Source organism: Streptomyces albicerus (genome assembly GCF_008905045.1).
In the GTDB taxonomy this organism is placed as follows: domain Bacteria; phylum Actinomycetota; class Actinomycetes; order Streptomycetales; family Streptomycetaceae; genus Streptomyces; species Streptomyces albicerus.
Genome location: NZ_VWMY01000007.1, coordinates 185035 through 206731, shown reverse-complemented (window position 1 = coordinate 206731; position 21697 = coordinate 185035). Strand labels below are relative to the sequence as shown.

The 21697-nt window shown below is 70.9% G+C and carries 22 protein-coding genes; 7 read left to right on the top strand and 15 right to left on the bottom strand.

Translation table 11 applies throughout. From position 1 onward, the window contains the following. Positions 1-13: 13 nt before the first annotated feature. From GAS53_RS08240 to GAS53_RS08230, 3 genes are all read right to left on the bottom strand, one after another. Positions 14-520 (bottom strand): RNA polymerase sigma factor, encoded by a 507-nt coding sequence (locus tag GAS53_RS08240; protein ID WP_151476785.1) that lies wholly within the window; start codon positions 518-520, stop codon positions 14-16. Between the two features lie 106 nt (positions 521-626). Continuing rightward, the gene (locus GAS53_RS08235) at positions 627-1796 is read right to left on the bottom strand and encodes a glycerophosphodiester phosphodiesterase (RefSeq protein WP_151476784.1); all 1170 of its coding nucleotides are present in this window, start codon (positions 1794-1796) and stop codon (positions 627-629) included. A 195-nt stretch (positions 1797-1991) separates the two neighbouring features. Beyond that, positions 1992-2234, bottom strand: a complete 243-nt coding sequence (locus GAS53_RS08230; protein WP_151476783.1) for a hypothetical protein — start codon at positions 2232-2234, stop codon at positions 1992-1994. Between the two features lie 214 nt (positions 2235-2448). Here GAS53_RS08230 and GAS53_RS08225 point away from each other — a divergent pair, with 214 nt between their 5' ends. After that, on the top strand, positions 2449-3141 hold the full coding sequence (locus tag GAS53_RS08225) for a lysophospholipid acyltransferase family protein (protein ID WP_151476782.1): 693 nt from the start codon (positions 2449-2451) through the stop codon (positions 3139-3141). Positions 3142-3251: 110 nt separating this feature from the next. On the opposite strand, the gene GAS53_RS08220 is transcribed toward GAS53_RS08225, so the two are convergent. From GAS53_RS08220 to GAS53_RS08160, 12 genes are all read right to left on the bottom strand, one after another. Continuing rightward, positions 3252-4481, bottom strand: coding sequence for a sensor histidine kinase (locus GAS53_RS08220; RefSeq protein ID WP_225858800.1), 1230 nt, complete (start codon positions 4479-4481; stop codon positions 3252-3254). Continuing rightward, positions 4478-5146 carry a response regulator transcription factor gene (locus GAS53_RS08215; protein ID WP_192583011.1) on the bottom strand — a complete coding sequence of 223 codons (669 nt, stop codon included), beginning with the start codon at positions 5144-5146 and terminating at the stop codon, positions 4478-4480. The genes GAS53_RS08220 and GAS53_RS08215 overlap by 4 nt, the downstream gene beginning before the upstream one ends. 70 nt (positions 5147-5216) lie before the next feature. Next, positions 5217-6374 carry a trypsin-like peptidase domain-containing protein gene (locus GAS53_RS08210; RefSeq protein WP_263974112.1) on the bottom strand — a complete coding sequence of 386 codons (1158 nt, stop codon included), beginning with the start codon at positions 6372-6374 and terminating at the stop codon, positions 5217-5219. An 88-nt stretch (positions 6375-6462) separates the two neighbouring features. After that, positions 6463-7413 carry a VWA domain-containing protein gene (locus GAS53_RS08205; RefSeq protein ID WP_151476781.1) on the bottom strand — a complete coding sequence of 317 codons (951 nt, stop codon included), beginning with the start codon at positions 7411-7413 and terminating at the stop codon, positions 6463-6465. 70 nt (positions 7414-7483) lie between these two features. After that, positions 7484-8398 (bottom strand): DUF58 domain-containing protein, encoded by a 915-nt coding sequence (locus tag GAS53_RS08200; protein WP_151476780.1) that lies wholly within the window; start codon positions 8396-8398, stop codon positions 7484-7486. After that, on the bottom strand, positions 8395-9420 hold the full coding sequence (locus GAS53_RS08195) for an AAA family ATPase (protein WP_225858799.1): 1026 nt from the start codon (positions 9418-9420) through the stop codon (positions 8395-8397). Before GAS53_RS08195 ends, GAS53_RS08200 begins: the two co-directional genes overlap by 4 nt. Further along, entirely contained in the window at positions 9417-9674 is a 258-nt protein-coding gene (locus GAS53_RS08190) for a hypothetical protein (RefSeq protein ID WP_151476779.1), read from the bottom strand. The genes GAS53_RS08195 and GAS53_RS08190 overlap by 4 nt, the downstream gene beginning before the upstream one ends. Positions 9675-9887: 213 nt before the next feature. Beyond that, complete coding sequence (locus tag GAS53_RS08185; protein WP_151476778.1) at positions 9888-11426, bottom strand: MFS transporter; 1539 nt, start codon at positions 11424-11426, stop codon at positions 9888-9890. Then, the gene (locus tag GAS53_RS08180; RefSeq protein ID WP_225858798.1) at positions 11423-11989 is read right to left on the bottom strand and encodes a TetR/AcrR family transcriptional regulator; all 567 of its coding nucleotides are present in this window, start codon (positions 11987-11989) and stop codon (positions 11423-11425) included. Before GAS53_RS08180 ends, GAS53_RS08185 begins: the two co-directional genes overlap by 4 nt. A gap of 114 nt (positions 11990-12103) precedes the next feature. Further along, positions 12104-13075, bottom strand: a complete 972-nt coding sequence (locus GAS53_RS08175; protein WP_151476777.1) for an aldo/keto reductase — start codon at positions 13073-13075, stop codon at positions 12104-12106. A gap of 161 nt (positions 13076-13236) precedes the next feature. Then, complete coding sequence (argH, locus tag GAS53_RS08165) at positions 13237-14670, bottom strand: argininosuccinate lyase (protein ID WP_151476776.1); 1434 nt, start codon at positions 14668-14670, stop codon at positions 13237-13239. A gap of 115 nt (positions 14671-14785) precedes the next feature. Further along, positions 14786-15979 (bottom strand): argininosuccinate synthase, encoded by a 1194-nt coding sequence (locus GAS53_RS08160; RefSeq protein ID WP_151476775.1) that lies wholly within the window; start codon positions 15977-15979, stop codon positions 14786-14788. A 188-nt stretch (positions 15980-16167) separates the two neighbouring features. On the opposite strand from GAS53_RS08160, the gene GAS53_RS08155 reads away from it, so the two are divergent. The 6 genes from GAS53_RS08155 (at position 16168) to GAS53_RS08130 (ending at position 21633) form a co-directional block, all read left to right on the top strand. Beyond that, positions 16168-17031 (top strand): hypothetical protein, encoded by an 864-nt coding sequence (locus GAS53_RS08155; RefSeq protein ID WP_151476774.1) that lies wholly within the window; start codon positions 16168-16170, stop codon positions 17029-17031. A gap of 149 nt (positions 17032-17180) precedes the next feature. After that, positions 17181-17768, top strand: coding sequence for a pyridoxamine 5'-phosphate oxidase family protein (locus tag GAS53_RS08150; protein ID WP_151476773.1), 588 nt, complete (start codon positions 17181-17183; stop codon positions 17766-17768). Between the two features lie 2 nt (positions 17769-17770). Further along, positions 17771-18469: a L,D-transpeptidase family protein gene (locus tag GAS53_RS08145; protein ID WP_151476772.1), complete on the top strand. Its 699-nt coding sequence runs from the start codon at positions 17771-17773 to the stop codon at positions 18467-18469. A 204-nt stretch (positions 18470-18673) separates the two neighbouring features. Further along, positions 18674-20002, top strand: coding sequence for a ferredoxin reductase family protein (locus GAS53_RS08140; RefSeq protein WP_151476812.1), 1329 nt, complete (start codon positions 18674-18676; stop codon positions 20000-20002). A 19-nt stretch (positions 20003-20021) separates the two neighbouring features. Continuing rightward, positions 20022-20834, top strand: coding sequence for an FMN-binding protein (locus GAS53_RS08135; protein WP_151476771.1), 813 nt, complete (start codon positions 20022-20024; stop codon positions 20832-20834). A 61-nt stretch (positions 20835-20895) separates the two neighbouring features. Beyond that, positions 20896-21633, top strand: coding sequence for an FAD:protein FMN transferase (locus GAS53_RS08130; protein WP_192583013.1), 738 nt, complete (start codon positions 20896-20898; stop codon positions 21631-21633). Positions 21634-21697: the final 64 nt, after the last annotated feature.

Genomic DNA, 21697 nt, shown 5'->3' with positions numbered 1-21697 from the left:
TTGTCCCTCACTCCTATCCCCGCGGTTCGCGGGCCGCAACCTCCGACGTAAGCATTCGGCGCAGACATCCCAGGCATCTGGAACGTTCCGGACCGAGACTGCCCTGTGAGATACCCAACTCCCCCGCGATCTCCCGGTATGTGAGGTCCTGCGGGGACAGCAGGGCGGCCATCAGGCGCGGGCAGCGGCCGGGCAGTCTGCGTACGGCGGAGTACAGGGCGCGGCGCCGGGCGGCGGTGAGCGCGAGCTGCTCCGGGCCCGGTCCGCTGTCGTCGGCGGGCTCGGATGCGTACGGAAGTTCGATGCTCGCGGTGTGCCGGGTCCGGAGGGCCTCGGAGCGGACGGCGCCGCGCAGCCAGGCGGCCGGGTCGGCGGGCGGGCCGTCGGTGCCGAGGCGTTCCAGGAGGCGCAGCCAGACGGCCTGTTCCAGGTCGCCGGGCTCGGCCCCGGAGGCATATGCCTCGGCGGAGGCCTCGGCGGCGAGCAGTGGACGCAGGGTGGCAACCATGTCGTGGGTCATATGCGGCACGACGCGGCCGCCCCGGCGTGAGGTTGCCGGGACGGCCGTCTGTCACCCCAACCGGGGCCGGTGGTTCCGCTGTTGACGAGCGCGGTTGCCGAGGGGCTCAGCCCGCCAGGAAGTCCTCGCGAGCGAGGACGCCGGTGTCCGGGTTGTCGGTGAAGACCCCGTCGATACCGGTCGCGAAGTACGTCTTGAAGGCGCCGAAGGCGTCTCCATAGCCGTCCGCGTCGGTGCCCTTGCGGAAGTTCGCGGGCAGGAAGGGGTTCTCGTTGCGCATCGTGTACGGGTGCAGGATGAGGCCCTCGGCGTGCGCGTCCCTGACCAGCGTGGTCGGGGTGGTGAGGTTGCCGCTTGCGTCCTTCGGGATGATCAGGTCGAGGGTCGGGCCGATGCCCTGCGCGTACGAGGCGATCCATTCCAGGCCCGCGGGCTTGACCAGGTCGGCGACCGTACGAGGGTCGCCCGCCTCGACGAAGTCCCAGGGGCGGGTGCTCGCGCCGGAGAGGAGCACGACCAGAGGGTTGCCGACCAGCTTGTTCAGGCGCTGGATGCTGGTCGGCTCGAAGGACTGGAGGATGACGGGCGAGTTCTTCTTGTCCATGCCGTACTTGCGCAGCACCTTGGCGACCCGCTCCTCCAGACCGAGGCCCAACTTGCGGAAGTAGGTGGGGTGCTTGAGCTCGGGGTAGATCCAGACCTGCTTGCCGCGCTTCCTGGTCTGCTCGTCCCGCCAGCGCAGCACCTCCTCGAAGGTGGGGATCTCCCAGCGTCCGTCGTAGAGCGTGTTGTGCGGACGGTTGGCGGGGATGCGCTCCTTGGCGCGCAGGGTCTTGAGCTCGGCGAGCGTGAAGTCCTCGGTGAACCAGCCGGTGGTGGAGACCCCGTCGAGGACCTTGGTCTTCTTCCGGTCCGCGAACTCGGGGTGCGCCGAGACGTCCGTCGTGCCGCCGATCTCCGGCTCGTGACGGCATACGAGGTGACCGTCCTTGGTCGGCACCAGGTCGCCCGCCTCGATGACGTGCGCACCCATGTCGAGGGCCAGCTGGTACGCGCCGAGCGTGTGCTCCGGCCGGTAGCCGCTGGCCCCGCGGTGTCCGATGATCGTCGGCTTCGGCAGGCTCTTGTAGCCACTGCTGCCGTACCGCTCGTCGGCTCTCGCCGTACCCGGCAGCCCGAGGACCGCTCCGCCGGCGCCGAGGACCGCGGCCCCGAGCAGCGCGCGCCGTCCCGGGCTCATCCCGTTCAGTCCCTCGTTCGACTCCTGCGTCCCCATGAGCGCTCCTCCCCATACTGCCCTGCACCTGTCAAAGCGGGACGATCGTAGGTGCGCGAGGGTGACGGATGGGAGACCTCGGACAGAACACGCGGGTGATGCTGGATGTCGTGTGAGGTGCGTGAGCTGACGGGCGGTCGGATTCCGAACTCGCGGTCGGCTGTGGGCGTGGGTCCTTGACGAGCGGGTACGCGGTCAGTGGTTACGCTGATCGCGGTCGCGCGCGGCTCCGACTATCCCGCCGATCATCCCCCCGGGGCCCCGGTCGTGGATGACACGGGCGTCGCGCCGCGCCTCCCGCAGCCCCCGCGTGGCTTCGGCCTCGATCCGCGCGGAGTCCGGGCCCGCGCCCGCGGAGAAACGGCGCCGGTCCCGGCGTACGAGCACGACCACGGCACCCACGACGATCAGAAGGCAGACGACGACCACAGCGAACACGTACAACTCGATCCCCCCGTTCCACCCGTTCCCCCCGTCGGCCCCGTTCGGACGCGACGTCCGTCACACCGTCTCGTGCGGATGACAGCCGTGCAACGGGGCGCCACCGCAGGTAAACAAGGGTCAACACTGCGTATCCAGTCCGTGAACCCGGTGTGCAAGACCCCGGGGACCGCGAGTATCGTCCTCACCTGCACAGACTTATACCGATCCCTTGACACCGGAGGGCCCGTTGTCCCGCTTCGCGCTCATCAAGGCAGTGCTCGGACCGATCATGCGCCTGATGTTCCGCCCACGGGTGGAGGGTGCGGAGCGCATCCCGGGCACGGGGCCGGTCATTCTGGCCGGCAACCACCTCACGTTCATCGACTCGATGATCATGCCGCTCTTCTGCGACCGTCAGGTCTTCTTCATCGGCAAGGACGAATACGTCACCGGCAAGGGCATCAAGGGACGGCTGATGGCCTGGTTCTTCACGGGCTGCGGCATGATCCCGGTCGACCGGGACGGCGGCCGTGGCGGTGTCGCGGCACTGATGACCGGCCGCCGCGTGCTGGAGGAGGGCAAGGTCTTCAGCATCTACCCGGAGGGCACCCGCTCCCCCGACGGCCGGCTCTACCGGGGTCGCACCGGCATCGCCCGGCTGGCCCTGATGACCGGCGCGCCCGTGGTCCCGTTCGCCATCATCGGCACGGACAAGATCCAGCCCGGCGGGGCCGGTTTCCCGCGGCCCGGGCGGGTCACCGTGCGGTTCGGCGAGGCGATGGAGTTCTCGCGGTACGAGGGCATGGGCCGGGACCGGTATGTGCTGCGGGCCGTGACGGACTCGGTGATGGCTGAGGTCATGCGGTTGTCGGGGCAGGAGTATGTGGACATGTACGCCACGAAGGCCAAGGAAGCGGCTTAGCTCCGCTGGTTGGGCTGGGGAACTGCGGTCGGTTGTTTGCTGCCGGTTCGTAGTGGCTTGTCGCGCAGTTCCCCGCGCCCCTGAAGGGGCGCCCAGACGCGACGAAAGTCTCAGAAGGGCTGGTCCTCGGGTGGGCCGGTGTTCGTCTGTTCTGCGCCCGGGGCGGGGAACCACAGTACGAACGTCGAGCCCTTGCCCACTTGGGAGAACAGGCGGATCTGGCCGCCGTGTGACTCCACGATCTGGCGCACGATGGCGAGGCCCAGGCCTGCGTGGCGGTCGCGGTTGCCGCCGTTGGCCTTTGCTCGCCAGAAGCGGTCGAAGACCCGGGACTGGTCGTCGTCGAGGATGCCGGGGCCCTCGTCCTGGACCGAGGCCCAGAGCCAGCCTTCCGTCCGGCCCGCGGCGACGGTGATGCGGGTGCCTGGCGGGGCCAGGCGTACGGCGTTGGAGAGCAGGTTGCCCATGGCTCTGCGCAGCGCGTCGTGGTCGCCGATGACCGTCAGACCGGTGGTGAGGCGGCGATGCAGTACGAGCCCGCGCTCGGCGGCGAGCGGGGCGAACTCCTCGCACGCCTCGCCCGCGGCCGCCGCCAGGTCGACGTCCGCGTCGGCGAGGGCGGGGGCCGTACGGCGTGCCGTGGCCAGCAGGTCCTCGACGAGGCGGGTCATCCGGGTCGTCGCGCGGTCCACGCTGCGGGCGGCGGCTCTGCGTTCCGCCTCGTCGGACTCCTCGGCGGTGAGCACCGCGTCCAGGTTGGCGCGGATGATCGCGAGCGGGCTGCGCAGTTCGTGCGAGGCGTCGTCGATGAGCTGACGCTGGGCGCGGAAGGCCTCGTCGAGGCGGTCGAGCATGGAGTCGACGGTGTCGGCGAGGTCGCGGAGTTCGTCCTTGGGTCCGTCCAGGCGGATGCGCTGCGAGAGGTCGGTGGCCTGGATCTCGGCGGCCGTACGGGAGATGGCGCGTACGGGACGCAGGACGCGCCCGGAGAGGACCCAGCCGATGGCGAGGCTGGCGACGGCGAGGCCGCCGAGCAGGGCGAAGGAGAAGCGGCGCAGGTTGGCGAGCGTTTCGTAGTTGACGGCCGCCTCGACCTCCTGGACCTTCACCACCGGGATCTCGCCGACGTACTCGTCGTTCACATACTTCGAGGCCGAGAACTGCTTGCTGACGGGGTGCGCCTCGCCGCTGCGCTCGACCGCGAGGTACGTCCCGCCGAGGACGAGTGCGGTGAGGACGAACAGGAGGCCGGAGTAGAGGACGGTGAGGCGGAAGCGGATGGTGTGGGTGAAGGCGGGGAGGCGCAGCTTCGACCTGGCGATCCGGAACGCGGCGATCATCGCGTCTCCTTGAGGCGGTAGCCCTGCCTGATGACCGTCTCGATGAGCGGTTCCTCTTCTCCCGTGATCTTCCGGCGCAGGGAACCGACCGTGACCCGCACGGTGTTGGTGAACGGGTCGGCGTACTCGTCCCAGACGTGTTCGAGCAGTTCCTCGGCCGGTACGACGCGTCCTGGGCGGGTCATCAGGTAGTGCAGGACGCCGAACTCCTTGGGGGTGAGCTGGAGCGGGCGTTCGCCCCGGAAGGCCTCGAAACGGGCGGTGTCCAGGCGGAGTTCGCCGACCTCGACGACCGAGGTGCCGCCGTCCTCGCGGCGCAGCAACGCCCTTATGCGGGCGAGGAGTTCGGGCAGGGCGAAGGGTTTCACCAGATAGTCGTCGGCGCCCTCGTCCAGGCCGCGGACCCGGTCGGCGAGGCGGTCGCGGGCGGTGAGCATCAGGATGCGCGGGCCGCCGGGTGTGGTCCGTACGGCACGGCAGACCGAGAAGCCGTCGCCGTCGGGCAGGTTGAGATCCAGCAGGACGAGGTCGTAGTCGTTGACGGCCAGTTTCTCCGTGGCCGTGTCGACGTCGGGGGCGATGTCGACCGCGTAGCCGGCCCTCACCAGGCCGACCTTGAGCGCGACGACCAGGTCTTCCTCGTCCTCGACCACCAGCAGTCTCATGTGTGCCCCCACCTGCCTTCCGCTGCTGTGACATGTTGCGGCTCGGCCGAGTGGGCCGCCCGCGGTGCCCTCAACTGCCGTCGATGATCGCCCGCGCCGCGGCTCGCGCGTCCGCCACCGGTATCGCGAAACCGATCCCGATGGAGCCGCCCCGCTGTTGGTCCAACGTCGCGATGGCCGTATTGATGCCGATGACCCGGCCGTCGGCGTCGACCAACGGGCCGCCGGAGTTGCCCGGGTTGATCGACGCGTCCGTCTGCAGGGCGCGTCGCCGCTCGCCGCCCTCGCCGAGCCGTACGGAGCGGTCCAGGGCGCTGACGATGCCCGAGGTGACGGTACCGCTGAGGCCGAGCGGGGAGCCGATGGCGAGGACGGTGTCGCCCACGCCGGGCTTGGCGCCGGCGGCCAGGTCGGCGGCCCGCAGTCCGCGTGCCGTCTCCGGTTCCAGGACGGCCACGTCGTTGGCGGGGTCGTCGCCGAGCACGTCCGCACGGAGCCGGCGCCCGTCCTGGAGCTCGATCGACACCTCCGAACTGCCCGCCACCACATGCGCGTTGGTGAGGATCCGGCCCCGTTCGTCGAATATGAACCCGGATCCCTGGCCCTCCGCCGTCTCGATCGACACGACACTCGGCAGCACACGCGCGGCGACGGCTTCGAGCCCGGTGACATCCTGCGCGGCGGCCGGCGTGGCGGGGTCCTCGTCGCCGATGGCCCCCGCCGCGTACCCCGCGGCACCGCCCGCGAGGACGGCGGCGAGGACCGCGGCCACTAGGGGGCTGACCTTGCGTGTCGGCCGGGGAGCAGGAGGGGGCTGCGGGGTCTGGTACGGGCTCGCGTAGGGCTGCTGCGGTGGCATCACGGGCGGCCCGAATCCCTCCGGGGGCCGCCCGGGCAGGAAGGAGGGCCCGCGTGGCTCACCCAGACCGAGGTAGGGGGTGTCGGGTTGCTCGCCTCGGTACGGGTCGCCGGACTCCGCCGCTGCCCAGCCGCCCTCGCTCCTGGGGCCGTTGGGGCCCAGCGGGCCGGACGGGCGGGGCGGCCCGGACGGGCGCGACGGGCCCAGGGGGCGGGTCGGGCCGGGGTGGGCCGGAGGCCCCGAGCGGCCCGGGAGGGCCGCACCGCCCGGCAGGCCCTGGCCGTCCGGTGCACTCGGAAGGCCCGTCCGGCCCGGGATGCCTGCGCCGCCCGGAAGGGCGTCGTGGCCCGGATATCGGTCGTACGACACGGTCGTTCCTCCTTGGTCGCGGAACCCGGGCCCGGAGTGGCCGGGGTACGGAACCCGGTGGTGCCGGAAGCCGGACCGGGGCTGCCGGTCAGGGGAGTCGGGAGAACCAGAGCAGCGACGTGGCCGCCGCGGCGAGGGCGGTGATGAGGCCGGCGGCGACGAACCACTGCCAGATCTCGCGTTCCTCGGTGCGGTGGCCGACGGAGCTGCCGATGTCGTCGTACACCTCCTGGAGTTCTTCCCCGGTCGCGGCCTCGTGGAAGTCGCCGCCCGTGCGGGAGGCGAGGTCCTGGAGGGCCGGGCCGTCGACGGGGACGCTCACGGTGTCGCCCGACGGCAGGTCAATGGTCCCGCCTTCCGTCCCGTACGCGATGGTCGAGACCGGGATTTTGTCGCCGGCCGCCTCCTCGGCCGCCGCCTCGACGGACCGGCCCACGGTGTTGGAGCCGTCCGACAGCAGCACGATGTGCGCGGGCGGCGGCTTGGTCTCGGCTTCCCTGTCCAGCATGCGGACGGCGTCCCGGGCGGCCACGACGGCCTCGCCGATCGCCGTGCCCTCGCCGGTGGTGAGCCGTTCGATGGCCGAGCGCAGCGCGTTCCGGTCGGTGGTCGGCGGGACCGCGACCGTGGCGGAACCGCTGAAGGGGACGAGCCCGGTGTTGAAACGCTCGGGCAGCCGGTCGACGAAGGCGAGCGCGGCACGCTGGGCGGCCTCGAAGCGGGTGGGCTCGACATCGGTGGCCTCCATGGACGCCGACACGTCGAACGCCACCACGATCGTGGCCCGTTCACGCGGCACCTGCACCTCCGAGGTCGGCCGCGCGAAGCCCACGACCAGCAGCGCGAGCGTGGCGCAGAAGGCCGCCGCGGGGACATGGCGGCGCCAGCCCGGCTGCCTGGGCGCCACCTTGTCCAGCAGATCGAGGTTGGTGAACCGGACCGCGTACCGGCCTCGCCTGCGCTGCACCAGCAGATACGCGCCGATCAGCAGGGCGAGCGGTACCAGGAGCAACAGCCAGCCGGGCGAGCGCAGACTCACGGCATCTCCAGCGGACTCATGGTCCCTCCAAGGAATTCAGAGGAGACGGGCGACAGGGCTACGGATACGGTCACGCGGCACCGCCTCCCGAGCGGCGTCGCTGTTCCTCGACATACCGGATGACGTCCCGCACCCAGTCGCGGTCCGTACGCAGCCGCAGATGCGCGGCGCCGGACCGGCGGATGGACGCTTTGATCAACGCCCGCTGCTCCAGGGCCGCTTCGGCGTACCGCTCACGCAACCGCCGTGAGTGGGTGGGGATTTCGCGCCTGCGGCCGGTCTCCGGGTCGACGACCGTGAGCAACCCCACGGAGGGCAGCTCCAGTTCGCGGGGATCGACCGTCTCGACCGCCAGGATCTGGTGGCGGTGGGCGATGGTCCGCAGAGGCCGCTCCCAGCCGGTCTCCAGGAAGTCGGAGACGACGGCGACCAGCCCCTGGCCGGGCAGGGTGCGCAGCGCGCGCAGGGCGTCGGCCAGGGTGTGTTCGGCCGCTCCGGACGAAACCCGGGGCCGGTCCAGGGCGGCGCGCAGGATCGTGAGGAGGTGACGGCGTCCGGTGCGGGGCGGAATCCGCTGGATGCCGTCGGGCCCGGTGATCTGCGCGCCGAGCCGGTTCCCGGCCCGCTCGGTGAGGAAGGCGACGGCGGCGGCCGCGCCGACGGCGAGGTCGCGCTTCTCCATCCGGGCCGTGCCGAAGTCCATGCTCGCGGACGCGTCGAGCACGATCCAGGTGGTCAGTTCCCGGTCGGCGAGGGTGAGGCGGACGTGCGGGACGGTGGTGCGCGCGGTGGCGTTCCAGTCCATCCGGCGTACGTCGTCCCCAATGACGTACGGACGGGTCTCGGACACCTCGCTGCCGGGCCCCGGCATGAGGCTGGAGTGGTCGCCCTGGAGGAGGCCGTCGGGGCGGCGGGTGAAGAGCAACTCCAGGTGTTTCAGGGCTTGTTCGGGGGTGAGTTCGCGGAGGCTCGGGGTGCCGCTCATGCCGCTTCTCCCTCTGTCTCCTCCCCAGGGCGGGTGGCGGCCTGGCGCGGGCTGATGCGCGGCTGCTCCACGGCGGCCAGTACCTCGTCGACGATCTCGGCGCCGGTGATGCCGTCGGCGAGCGCGTCGAACGACAGCACGAGCCGGTGGGCGACGACCTCGTGGGCCAGGTCGTGCACGTCCTCGGGCAGGACGTAACCGCGGCCGCGCAGCAGGGCGAGCGCGCGGGCGGCGGCGACCAGACCGAGCGTGGCGCGCGGGCCGGCGCCGTGCGCCAACCGGCTGTCGGGACCGGCGAGTTCACGGGTCGAGACGACCAGGCGTACGGCGTACTCGGCGACCGCGTGGTGCACGAACACCTCGTCGGCGGCGCGCTGGAGCGCGATGAGGCGCTCGGGGGTGAGGACGGGGCGCGGCCGGGGCGGGTCGACGCTCATGCGGTAGAGGATCGCCAGTTCCTCGGACTCGCTGGGGGCGGCGACGTCGACCTTGAGCAGGAAGCGGTCGCGCTGGGCTTCGGGGAGTTGGTAGACGCCCTCGGACTCGATGGGGTTCTGGGTGGCGAGTACGAGGAACGGCTCGGGGACGGGGATGGTGGTGCCGCCGATGGAGACCTGGTGCTCGCCCATCACTTCGAGGAGCGCGGACTGCACCTTGGCGGGGGCGCGGTTGATCTCGTCGGCGAGGACGAAGTTGGCGACGACGGGGCCCGGTTCGACGGTGAACGTCTCCTGGGACGGTCGGTAGATCCGGGTGCCGGTGATGTCGGACGGGACGAGGTCGGGGGTGAACTGCAGCCGGGTGAACTTGCCGCCGGCCACCTGCGCGAGCGTCTTCGCGGCGAGCGTCTTGGCGACGCCCGGGACGCCCTGGAGCAGGCAGTGGCCACGGGCCAGGACCGCGGTGAACATCCGCTCCACCATGCGGTCCTGGCCGACGATCACCCGCTTGACCTCGAAGAGCGCCTCTTCGAGGAGTTTCCCGTCCGCGGCGCTGCCGCCGCGGGGGTCGGCGGTGGTCACAGCGCTGCCGCGGGGTTGCTCGGATCCTCGGACGGTGTGGTGCCCCCGCTTCCGTCCTTCTCGGGGCAGTCCTCGCGGGACCAGGTGCTGGTTCCGCTGTTGTCGGAAGCCCCCTCCTCGACGACTAGCCGGATCTCCTCGCGGGGTGCCTCGTCACCGTCGGCGGCGAGCGCGACGCCGCCGCCGGCGATGCCTGCGGCGGCCAGCACGGCGGCGACGACAACGGTCTTACGGTTACGGATACGACGTGTCATGGTCAGTGGCTCCTTCGGCCGTGTGGACGACGTCGGGTACGGAGCCAAGACCATCAGGTGAGGGCGAAAACGGGCTTAAAGGGGGGTGCGGCCTGCGGATTTGGAGCGCCGAGGGGGTCGTTTGCTGGCTGCGGGTAGTTCGTGGCTGGTCGCGCAGTTCCCCGCGCCCCTTACGGGGCGCGGCTGGCCGGCGCCCCGAAACAGGAGCTGCGCCTACGGGTGCTCCACCCCATCGCCCAGCTTCTGGCCTCTCAGGAGCACCCATGCCGCCACCGACGCCGCCAGCAACACCACCGCTCCCATGCCCGCCGCAAGGGCGATGCCGTCGACGAAGGCGGTGCGGGCGGCGTCGAGGAGCGCCTCCGCGTTCGGCAGGGCTGTCGACGCCTCCACCGCGCCGCCGAGGGATTCGTGGGCCGCTGCGGCCACCTCGGGAGGCGTACCCGCCGGGGCCGTGAAGCCGGCGTAGACGCCGGTGACGATGGAGCCGAGTAGGGCGATGCCGAGGGCCGCGCCCAGTTCGTACGCCGTTTCGGAGACCGCGGACGCGGCGCCCGCCTGTTCCTTGGGGACGCTGGAGAGGATCACGTCGGCGGTCACGGTGAAGGAGAAGCCGGCGCCGACGCCGACGACCAGCAGGGCGCCGCCGAGGAGCGGATAGCCGGTGGACTGGCTGAGCAGGGTCAGGGCGCCCAGGGCGAGCCCTATCGCGGCCAGCCCGCCCGCGGCGACGGCACGCACCGAGTAGCGGCGCGCGAACGTACCGGCGACGAGGCCCGCCGCCACCGCGCCCACCGCCGCGGGCAGTTCGGCGAGCCCGGCCTCCAACGGCCCTCTGCCCTGTACGAGTTGCAGGTACTGCGAGAGGAAGAAGACCAGCCCGGACAGGCCGAGGATGGTCAGCAGATCGGCGAGCACGGCTCCGGAGAAGCCGCGGTTGCGGAACAGCCGCATGTCCAACAGCGGGACCGGCAGCGTGAGTTGCCTGCGGACGAACCCGTAGAGCGCGGCGGCGCCGAGCAGCGCCGCGGCGACCGCCGTCACGGTCGGCCCGTGCGAGGCGGCCTCCTTGATCCCGTACACGATGCCGACCATGCCGACGAGGGACAGCACGACACTGGTGAGGTCCCAGGGGCCGGGCTCGGGGTTGCGGGACTCGGGCAGCAGCTTCACGCCGACGAGGACGAGGACCGCCATCACGGGGAGGTTGATCAGAAAGACGGAGCCCCACCAGAAGTGTTCGAGCAGGAATCCGCCGACGACTGGGCCGACCGCCGTACCGGCCGAGGCGGTGGCGCCCCAGATGCCGATGGCGAGGCTGCGCTCGCGCGGGTCGTGGAAGAGGTTGCGGATGAGCGCGAGGGTGGCGGGCATCAGGGTGGCGCCCGCGACACCGAGCAGCGCCCGCGCCACGATCATCAACTCCGGTGTGCTCGCATAGGCGTTGAGCACGGACACGAGGCCGAACGCGACCGAGCCGACGAGCAGCAGCTTCTTGCGCCCGACGCGGTCGCCGAGGCTGCCCATCGAGACGAGCAGACCGGCGATGACGAAGGAGTAGACGTCACCGATCCACAACAGCTGCGTACCGGAAGGCTTCAGGTCCTCGCTGATATAAGGGGTCGCGAGACCGAGGACGGTCGCGTCGACGGCCACCAGCAGCACGGCGAGGACGAGGACGGAGAGCGCGAGCCAGCGGCCGGGGCGCTTCTCCATCTCTGTCGCGAAGGCCGGCTGCGTCGTGCTGGTCATGATTCCTCTCTCCGTGGTTCGTCTCTTCTGAGTGCGCCGCCGAGCAACAGCTCAGTGATCATGCGCGGGAAGTCCTTCCGGGCGACCTTGCCGGTCAGCACGACCCAGGCACCGGAGGCGATCAGGCCGTACAGCGCCTCGGTGAGCCAGGCGGGCGTCAGGTCGATACGGAACTCGCCGTTCTCCTGGCCCCGTCGGAACAGGGCGGAGATACGGGCGTCGAGCCGCTCCCAGCCCGCGTGCTGCTCCTCGCCCTCGAACAGCTGGTTCTCCGTGTAGAGGAAGGCGAGCAGACCGGCGGCGGGCTCGACCTCGCGCACCAGGCGGCGTACGGCGTCGCTCGCGGCCCCCTCGTCCAGGCGGGCCGCGTCCAGGGCGGCCTCGCACTCCGCGATGCCGAGCGATTCCAGCGCCCGGACGAGGGCGTCGCGCCCGGCGAACTGGCGGTGCAGCGTGGCCCGGCTGATCCCGGCCGCCTTGGCGACCTCGTCCATGGTGGCGGTGGATTTCCGGGTGAGCAGGGCGGCTGCGCTGCGCAGCACGTGTTCACGATCGACGGCCATGAGACAAGAATAGCCCACATGAGACATGAATGTCTCATTCGAAGCATGCGACGCTCACGAACAGGAGGTTTGTCAGCGAAAACGCATACCCGTGAACCCTCGAAGCACGGGCTCTCAGTGCCAGGGCAGCTGCCCGCGCCGCTCCCAGTACGCCTCCGGCTCCTCGGCCAGCGCGTCGAGCCGGGCCAGCTGGTCGTCGTCGAGGTCGACCACGGCGGCGTGCAGGTTCGAGGCGAGCTGGACGACCGTGGCCGCGCCGGAGAGGACTACGCCGGCCCACGGCTGACGCAGCACGAGCGCGAGGGCCACCGCGTCGGAGCCGAGGTCCGTCTCATCGGCGATGGCGCGTACGGCGGCCGGCGCGTGCGGATCGGCGAGGCGGCCGTTGGCCACACCCTCCTTGACGATCACCGTGAGACCGGCGTCGTGCGCCTCGGCGAGGGCGGGGGCGGCGGAGGTCTCCAGCACGTTGTAGGTGGCCTGGACGGTACGGAAGAGGGGCTCGCCGTCCACGGTCACGGCGAGCGCGCCGCGAATCGCCTCGGCCTGGGCGGGGCCACTCGTGGAGAAGCCGACGGTCAGGCCCCCCGCGGCCGCCTCGGCCAGCTTGGCGTGCAGTTCCTTGTCGGTGAGAGCCGGGCTGTCGGGGGTGACCGAGTGGATCTGGTAGAGGTCGAGCCGGTCGCCGAGCAGCTCCGCGGTCTCGGCCCGCTGCCTCTCGAAGGTGGCGACGCCGTGGTCCTTGACCTCGTGCGATTCGGCGTCGGCGCGCCAGCCCGCCGTATACGTGTAACCCCACTTGCTGCCGACGACCACGTCGTCGATGTCGGGCCGCATGTTCAGCCAGTCGGCGAGGAACTCCTCCGAGCGGCCGTACGAGCGGGCCACGTCGAAATAGCGCACGCCCTGGGCGTAGGCGGCGTCGAGGAGTTCGTGGGTGCGGGTGCGCAGCGTCTCGACGCTGCGGTCCTCTCCGAGGTCTTGGTCCCGGCCGAGGTTGATGTAACCGGGGCGGCCGACGGCGGCGAGGCCCAAGCCGATGTGGCAGGTGGGCGTCGTGGCGGTGGCGAGACGTGCGAAGGGCATCGCGGGCTCCGTTCGGTCGGCTCCGGTACGGCTTTCCGACCAACGTAACCCGCGATGACCTTCGGTTCCGCCTAAGAGCTCGGTTCGTGCGGTGCTTTGGCGGGTGCGGGATCGTTGTGGCTGGTCGCGCAGTTCCCCGCGCCCCTTAAGGGGCGTTTCCCTTACCGCTTCTTCTTAGCCGTGGCCCACACATGCTGGGCCGCCACGTCCGACTTCAGCTCGGCGAGCTGTACGGCGACCGCGCTGGGGGCCGTTCCGCCGCGGCCGTTGCGGGACGCCAGGGCGCCTTGGACGTTGAGGACGGACCGCACCTCGGGCGTCAGGTGCGCGGAGATCTTCGCGAACTGCTCGTCGGTCAGCCCGTCCAGCTCGATGCCGTCGGCCTCGGCGGCCTTGACGCACTCCCCCGCGACCTCGTGCGCGACGCGGAACGGCACGCCCTGCTTGACCAGCCACTCGGCGATGTCGGTGGCGAGCGAGAAACCGGCGGGAGCCAGTTCCTCCATGCGCTCGCGGTTGACGGTGAGAGTCGCCATCATGCCGGTGAACGCGGGCAGCAGGACCTCCAGTTGGTCACAGGAGTCGAAGACCGGCTCCTTGTCCTCCTGGAGGTCGCGGTTGTACGCGAGAGGCAGTGCCTTGAGCGTCGCCATCAGCCCGGTCAGGTTGCCGATCAGCCGGCCCGACTTGCCGCGCGCCAGCTCGGCGATGTCCGGGTTCTTCTTCTGCGGCATGATCGACGAGCCGGTCGAGAAGGCGTCGTGGAGGGTGACGAAGGAGAACTCCTTCGTGTTCCAGATGATGACCTCCTCGGCGATCCGGGAGAGGTTCACACCGATCATCGCGGTGATGAAGGCGAACTCGGCGACGAAGTCACGGGAGGCCGTGCCGTCGATGGAGTTGCCGGAGCTGCCGTGCTCGAAGCCCAAGTCCTTCGCGACGGCCTCGGGATCCAGGCCCAGCGAGGAGCCGGCGAGCGCACCCGAGCCGTACGGCGACACGGCCGTCCGCTCGTCCCACTGACGCAGGCGCTCGGCGTCCCGGGACAGCGACTGCACGTGGGCCAGCACGTGGTGGGCGAAGAGCACGGGCTGGGCGTGCTGGAGGTGCGTACGGCCGGGCATCGCGACGTCCGGGTGCGCCTCGGCCAGGCCGATCAGCGCGTCCTGGAGGTCGGCGACGAGGCCGCCGATGATCCGGGCGTGGTCGCGCAGGTACATCCGGAAGAGCGTGGCGACCTGGTCGTTCCGCGAGCGGCCCGCGCGCAGCTTGCCGCCGAGATCCGGGCCGAGCCGCTCGAGGAGACCGCGCTCCAGGGCGGTGTGGACGTCCTCGTCGGCGATGGTCCCGACGAAGGAGCCGTCCGCGACATCGGCCTCGAGCTGGTCGAGCCCCGCGAGCATGCGCGCCAGCTCGTCGTCGTCAAGGAGGTTCGCCTTGTGCAGCACGCGCGCGTGGGCACGCGATCCGGCGATGTCGTACGGCGCCAGCCGCCAGTCGAAGTGGACGGACGCGGACAGCTTGGCCAGGGCCTCGGCGGGACCGTCGGCGAAACGACCGCCCCAGAGCCGTACGTCACCGCTGTTGCTGCTCACTTGCTGCGCTCCTCAAGGCTGTTGAGTACGGGACGCGCCCCGTAGGGGCGCGGGGAACTGCGCGACCAGCCCACCACAACCCGCACGTGGTGACGAACCGGACTCCGCAAAACGCTTACGCCAGATCCCTCTTCGCCGCGATCTTCGAAGACAACGCGAAGATGTCGATGAACCCCTGCGCCTTGGACTGGTCGAACGTGTCGCCCGAGTCGTACGTGGCGAGGTTGAAGTCGTACAGCGACTCCTCGGACCTCCGGCCGGTGACCACGGCGCGGCCGCCGTGCAGGGTCATCCGGATGTCGCCGGAGACGTGCTGGTTGGCCTCGTTGATGAAGCCGTCCAGGGCGCGCTTGAGGGGGGAGAACCACATGCCGTCGTAGACCAGCTCGCCCCAGCGCTGCTCGACCTGCCGCTTGTAGCGGGCGAGCTCGCGCTCGACCGTGACGTTCTCCAGCTCCTGGTGGGCCGTGATCAGCGCGATGGCGCCGGGAGCCTCGTAGACCTCACGGGACTTGATGCCCACGAGCCGGTCCTCGACCATGTCGATCCGGCCGATGCCCTGGGCGCCCGCGCGCTGGTTGAGCTGCTGGATCGCCTGGAGGACGGAGACGGGCTTGCCGTCGATGGCGACCGGGACGCCCGCCTTGAAGGTGATGATCACCTCGTCGGGCTCACGCGGCAGCGCCGGGTTCTTCGTGTACTCGTAGACGTCCTCGATCGGGCCGTTCCAGATGTCCTCCAGGAAGCCCGTCTCGACGGCGCGTCCGAAGACGTTCTGGTCGATGGAGTACGGCGACTTCTTGGTGGTGGCGATCGGCAGGCCCTTCTCCTCGCAGAAGGCGATCGCCTTGTCCCGGGTCATCGCGTAGTCACGGACCGGGGCGATGCACTTGAGGTCCGGGCCGAGGGCCTGGATGCCGGCCTCGAACCGCACCTGGTCGTTGCCCTTGCCGGTGCAACCGTGGGCGACGATGCCCGCGCCGTGCTTGCGGGCGGCGGCGACGAGGTGCTTGACGATCGTGGGCCGGGAGAGCGCGGAGACCAGCGGGTAGCGATCCATGTAGAGGGCGTTGGCCTTGATCGCCGGGAGGCAGTACTCGTCGGCGAACTCGTCCCTGGCGTCCGCGACCTCGGCCTCGACGGCACCGCAGGCGAGCGCGCGCTTGCGGATGGCGTCCAGGTCCTCGCCGCCCTGGCCGACGTCGACCGCGACGGCGATGACCTCGGCGCCCGTCTCCTCGGCGATCCAGCCGATGGCAACGGAGGTGTCCAGACCGCCTGAGTAGGCGAGTACGACGCGCTCGGTCACGGGTTTCTCCTCACACTGCATTCGCTGACATGCATGAGTATGCAAGGCTCTGCATGATTCGTCAATCTGAGGGGTGCCGGGAAGTAATTCCGAAGACGTTTGAACGCGGGAAACCGCTTTCACGTACTCCACCCCGAACGCCGGCGCCGCGTTTGTAAACCCACTCCTGACCCAAGTGAGGCATCCGCATGTCCAGGGCTCTTCCGAAGTACCACAAGCGCCGCGTGGCGATCATCGGTGGCGCGGCCGCCGTGGCGTTGTCCGGAGCGGTGATCGCCGGGTCGGCCTTGGCCGGGGAAACCTCCAAGAGCGGCAGCGGGAAGGCCGCCAGAACCAACGCGTCCCCCGGCACGGTGAGCTGCCCCGCGGTCGCGCCGAGCCTGCCCGCGATCCCCGCCTCCGCCAAGGCCGAGGTCGACCGCAACCTCGCCCTCCTGAACACCCAGATCGCCGAGGCCAACAAGCGCCTCGTCGACACCGTCGGCCAGGGCGGCCCCAACTTCGCGCAGAACGCGATCGTCGGCCCCCTCAAGGACAAGCGCGTCGCAACCATCAACCGCATCGCCACCGCCATCGGCCGCACCGCCGCCAAGCCCCAGGGCCTCGACTCCCTCGCCGCCTGCACGCTGAACACGGGTGCGGCGAACGGCGGCGGTGCCGCGGCGACGCCGAGCGCGCCGGCCGCCCCGCCGGCGGGCGGCAACACCGGGAACGCGGGCAACACGGGGAACAACGGCAACGCCGGCAACGCGAACGCGGCCGGCACCGTGAACTGCCCCGCGGTCGCGCCGAGCCTGCCCGCGATCCCCGCCTCCGCGAAGGCCGAGGTCGACCGCAACCTCGCCCTCCTGAACACCCAGATCGCCGAGGCCAACAAGCGCCTCGTCGACACCGTCGGCCAGGGCGGCCCCAACTTCGCGCAGAACGCGATCGTCGGCCCCCTCAAGGACAAGCGCGTCGCAACCATCAACCGCATCGCCACCGCCATCGGCCGCACCGCCGCCAAGCCCCAGGGCCTCGACTCCCTCGCCGCCTGCACGCTCAACAAGTAACCGGCCCCCCACGGGCGCCCCGCACGCCGACCGGGGCGACCCCGGGGCCCGTGGACCACATGGTCCGCGGGTCCCGGGGATCACGGAGGATCATGAGGAGGGCGCAATTCCTTAGACAGGCAAAGGACTTCCGCCCATAATCGTTGGACATGGGAAAGATCCACGAGCGCATAGACGGCCGCCTGCGTACGTTCATCGAGGCGCAGCCCCTCTTCTTCACCGCGACCGCGCCTCTGTCGGGCGACGGCACGATCAACCTCTCCCCCAAGGGCCTGACCGGTTCTTTCGCGATCCTCGACGAACTCACCGTGGCGTATCTGGACTTCGCCGGCAGCAACGCCGAGACGATCGCCCACCTGCGGGAGAACGGCCGGATCACCCTGATGTGGTGCGCCTTCCAGGGCCCGCCCAATATCGTCCGCATCCACGGGCGCGGCGAGCCGGTGTTCCGCGACGACCCGCGCTTCGAGGAACTCCTCACCCGTTTCCCGGGCATCGACCCGACGCCGCACGGCCTGCGCGCGGTCATCGTCGTGACGGCCGAACTCATCCGCGACACCTGCGGATACGCGGTGCCCAACATGTCGTACGACGAGGACCGCGACCTGCACGCCAAGCGCTTCGCGCGCGAGGACGACGTCTCGCTGAACGCGTACTTCGAGAAGAAGGAGCACGTGGAAACCAGCCTGGATGGCCTACCCGGGCTGCCGCTGCCGCTGCCTCCCCGTAGCGTCTGAGCATGCGCCTCGGAGCCGTCGCACTCGCGTCCGCGTCCCTGTTCGTGCTGGCCGCCGGCGGCCGGCCCGGCCAACTCCCGCTGCCCGAGCGTATGGCGGACACGGGCGGCGGCAGCCAGCTCATCACCGCGCAGGCCTCGCGGGCCTCCTCGACGACCGGCACGGTCACGTGGTGGAACCGCCGTGACGGGCACTGGGTGAAGGCCGGTTCCACGCCGGCCCGCTTCGGCGCGAAGGGGCTCGTCGAGGGCGGCTCCCGCAAACAGGGCACGAACACCACCCCCACCGGCCTGTACGGCCTGCCGTACGCCTTCGGCATCAAACCGGCACCCAAGGGGACGACGACGGCGTACCGCCGCGTGAAGCAGAACTCGTGGTGGTGCCAGGACAACGCCTCCCGCTCCTACAACCGCTGGACCGAGCCGCGCCCGGCCCACTGCCGCGCCACCGAGTCCGAGCACCTGATCTCGTACGGGACGCAGTACGCGTACGCCCTCGTCGTCGGCTTCAACTATGAGCGGCCGGTGCGGGGGCGCGGCGCGGGGATCTTCCTGCATGTCAACGGGCGTGGGGCGACGGCCGGTTGTGTGTCCGTGTCCCGGGACGCGATGCGGCGCATTCTGAGCTGGGCCGACCCGGCCCGGGGACCGCACATCGCCATCGGGACGGACAGCGGCCCGACCTCGATCATCCGCTACTGACCTCCGCGCGGCCACTCGCCAGGACATCCGCACGACGGCGGGGTTACCGCGAGTCTCAGCAGTTCACGGCTTGCTCCGCAGCCCGTTGAACACACGGCCGTCCCGGGACGTACCAGTGGGCCAGGGCCACTCCCCTTCCCAGCGTCCCCCAACGGAGGAACCGTGAGCACGATCGCCGGCGGTCGCGCCGCGCGGCGCCAGACGATGCGCCGTATCCGACCTCGCCGCTCCCCCGCAGTCCCGTTGCTCATCGCCGTGTGGGCGGGTGCGGCGGGCGTGCTCTGGCTGTGGTGGAACAACACCCCGTCGATCGCGGACGACAAGGGCCGCGTCCTGAACGCGGGGCGGATCACCGGTCTGCTCGCCGGGTATCTGATGGCTCTCGTGGTACTGCAGATGGCCCGGGTACCCGCACTGGAACGCCGGGTCGGCTCGGACCGGGTCGCCCGCTGGCACGCCATGAGCGGCCGCTACATGCTCTGTCTGACCCTCGCCCACATCGGGCTGACGATGTACGGCATGTCGATGCAGGCCGGCATCGGGATCGTCGACCAGACCATCGACGCGGTCAAGACGCTGCCCGACATGGGCAAGGCGGCGATCGGCACGGGTCTGCTGCTGTTCATCGGCCTGATCTCGATCGGCGGGCTGCGGCGCAGGATCCCGTACGACACCTGGTACCACATCCACCTGCTCACCTACGCGGCCGTGTACCTGTCGTTCTGGCACCAGCTGTCCACCGGGAACGACTTCGCCGTCGAGCCCGCCGCGACCACCGCCTGGTACGCGCTGTACGGGACGGTGACCGCGCTGGTGCTCTGGTACCGGGTGATCACTCCGATCCGGCTGAACCTGCGGCACCGGATGCGGGTCGAGGAGGTCGTCGAGGAGGCGCCCGGCATCGTCTCCGTGCTCATCAGCGGCAAGCGGCTGCACCGCATCGGTGCCGAGCCGGGGCAGTTCTTCCGCTGGCGGTTCCTGGCACCGGGCATGCGGCTCAGCTCGCACCCGTACTCGCTGTCGGCGGCGCCCCGCCCCGGTCTGCTGCGGATCACCGTCAAGGCGCTGGGCGACCACAGCACCGCGCTGCGGGGGCTGAAGCGGGGCACGCGGGTGTGGGCGGAGGGCCCGTACGGGGCGCTGACCGCGTCCCGGCGCAGCCGCGGCAAGGTGCTGCTGATGGCCGGCGGAGTGGGGATCACCCCGATGCGGGCGCTGTTCGAGACGCTGCCGGCGGCGCGTGGCGACCTCACGCTGCTGTACCGGGCCAACAGCACGCAGGACCTGGCGTTGTGGGACGAGCTGTCGGCCATCGCCGACGAGCGCGGTGCCCGGCTGATGTACGCGGTGAACAGCCCCGACGGGGAGCGCCCCGACATCAACCCGGAGACGCTGCGCCGCAAGATGCCCGACATCGACGATCACGACGTCTTCCTGTGCGGGCCGCCCGGCTTCGCGCAGGACGCGTACACCGCACTGCGCGGCGCGGGCGTGCCGGCCCGCCGCATCCATCACGAGTCGTTCGAGCTGTGAGGAACGGGAGTCCGGACCGATGAAGAAGAGTCATCCCCTGCGACGCATTGTGCTGGCCGGTGCCGCCACGGTGTCCGGGATCGTACTGCTGCTGACCATGAAGCCCTCGTCGGATCCGGCGTCCGCGTCGGCCGAGGGCGCACCACAGGGGCAGCAGTCGGTCGCGCCCCAAGGAGGAGCGCAGGCCGCGGGCAACGGACAGGCCCAGACCCTGACCGGTGACGTCGTCAAGACCCAGTACGGCAATGTCCAGGTCCGCGTCACCATGAGCGGCGGGAAGATCACCTCGGCCGCCGCGGTGCAGGCGCCCAGCGGCGGCCGCAGTACCGAGGTCAGCTCCAACGCGGTGCCCAAGCTCAACCAGGCGGCGATCGCCGCGAGCACCGCCGACATCGACGCCGTCTCCGGCGCCACGTACACCAGCGGCGGCTACAAGGAGTCCCTGCAGTCGGCTCTCGACAACGCGGGCGCGACCGGCGGCGGCTCGGGCAACGCGAGCGGCACGGGCGGTGGCGGTGGCTCGGCCGACGCGAGCGGATCAAGGTCGGGCGCCGCCCAGGCGCAGACCCTCACCGGCAAGGCCGTCACGACCGACTACGGCCCGGTGCAGGTCCGGATCACCGTCAGCGGCGGGAAGATCACCAAGTCCGAGGCGGTGCAGCAGCCCAGCGGCGGACGCAGCAGCCAGATCAGCGGTGACGCGGTGCCCAAGCTCAACCAGGCCGCGGTCGCGGCGGGCAGCGCGGACATCGACGCCGTCTCCGGCGCCACGTACACCAGCGGCGGCTACAAGGAGTCCCTGCAGTCGGCCCTGGACCAGGCCGGTGGCTGAACCCACCGAATCGGCTGATCCCGCCGAGGCGCCCGTGGCGGTGCGGCACGCGGAGGAGGTGATGGGCACGGTCTTCTCCTTCGACGTACGGGGTGGCGAACCCAAGGCCGTACAGGCCGCGTTGGAGGCGGCCGTCGCCCAACTCCACGTGGTGGACGAGGTGTTCAGCACGTACCGCGAGGACAGCCAGATCTCCCGGCTCGCGCGCGGCGAGCTGACCGTCGACCGGTGCGACCCGGAGGTCGCCGAGGTGCTCGAACTGTGCGCCGAGGCCGAGCGGTCGAGCGACGGCTGGTTCAGCATGACGTACGGGGGTGTCGTCGATCCGACCGGCATGGTGAAGGGCTGGGCCGTGGAGCGCGCGGCCCGGAGCCTCGTCGCGGCCGGGGCGACCGGCGTGAGCCTGAACGGCGGCGGCGACGTGCAGATGTACGGCGCCCCCGGACCGCACCGGCCCTGGCGGGTCGGCGTGTCCGACCCGCTGCGGCCCGGCGGTCTGGCCGCCGTGGTCTCCGCGGCCGGGGTGAACGAGCTGGCCGTGGCCACCTCCGGCTCCGCCGAGCGCGGCACGCACATCGTGGACCCGCGCACCGGCCGCTCCGCGGTCACCGACCTGGTCGCCGTGACGGTGGTGGGCCCCCGGATCACCTGGGCGGACGCCTGGGCAACAGCGGCCTTCGCCATGGGCTCCCGCCAGGCCCTCGGCTGGCTGGAGTCCCTGCCGGACATAGAGGCCCTGCTCATCACGGCGGGGGACGAGGTCAGATGTACGGGCGGCCTGGCAAACAGGCTGGGCTGAGGCAGCTTTTTAGGGGCGCGGGAGCACTTTTAGGGGCGCGGGAGCGCCTTCAGGGGCGCGGGGA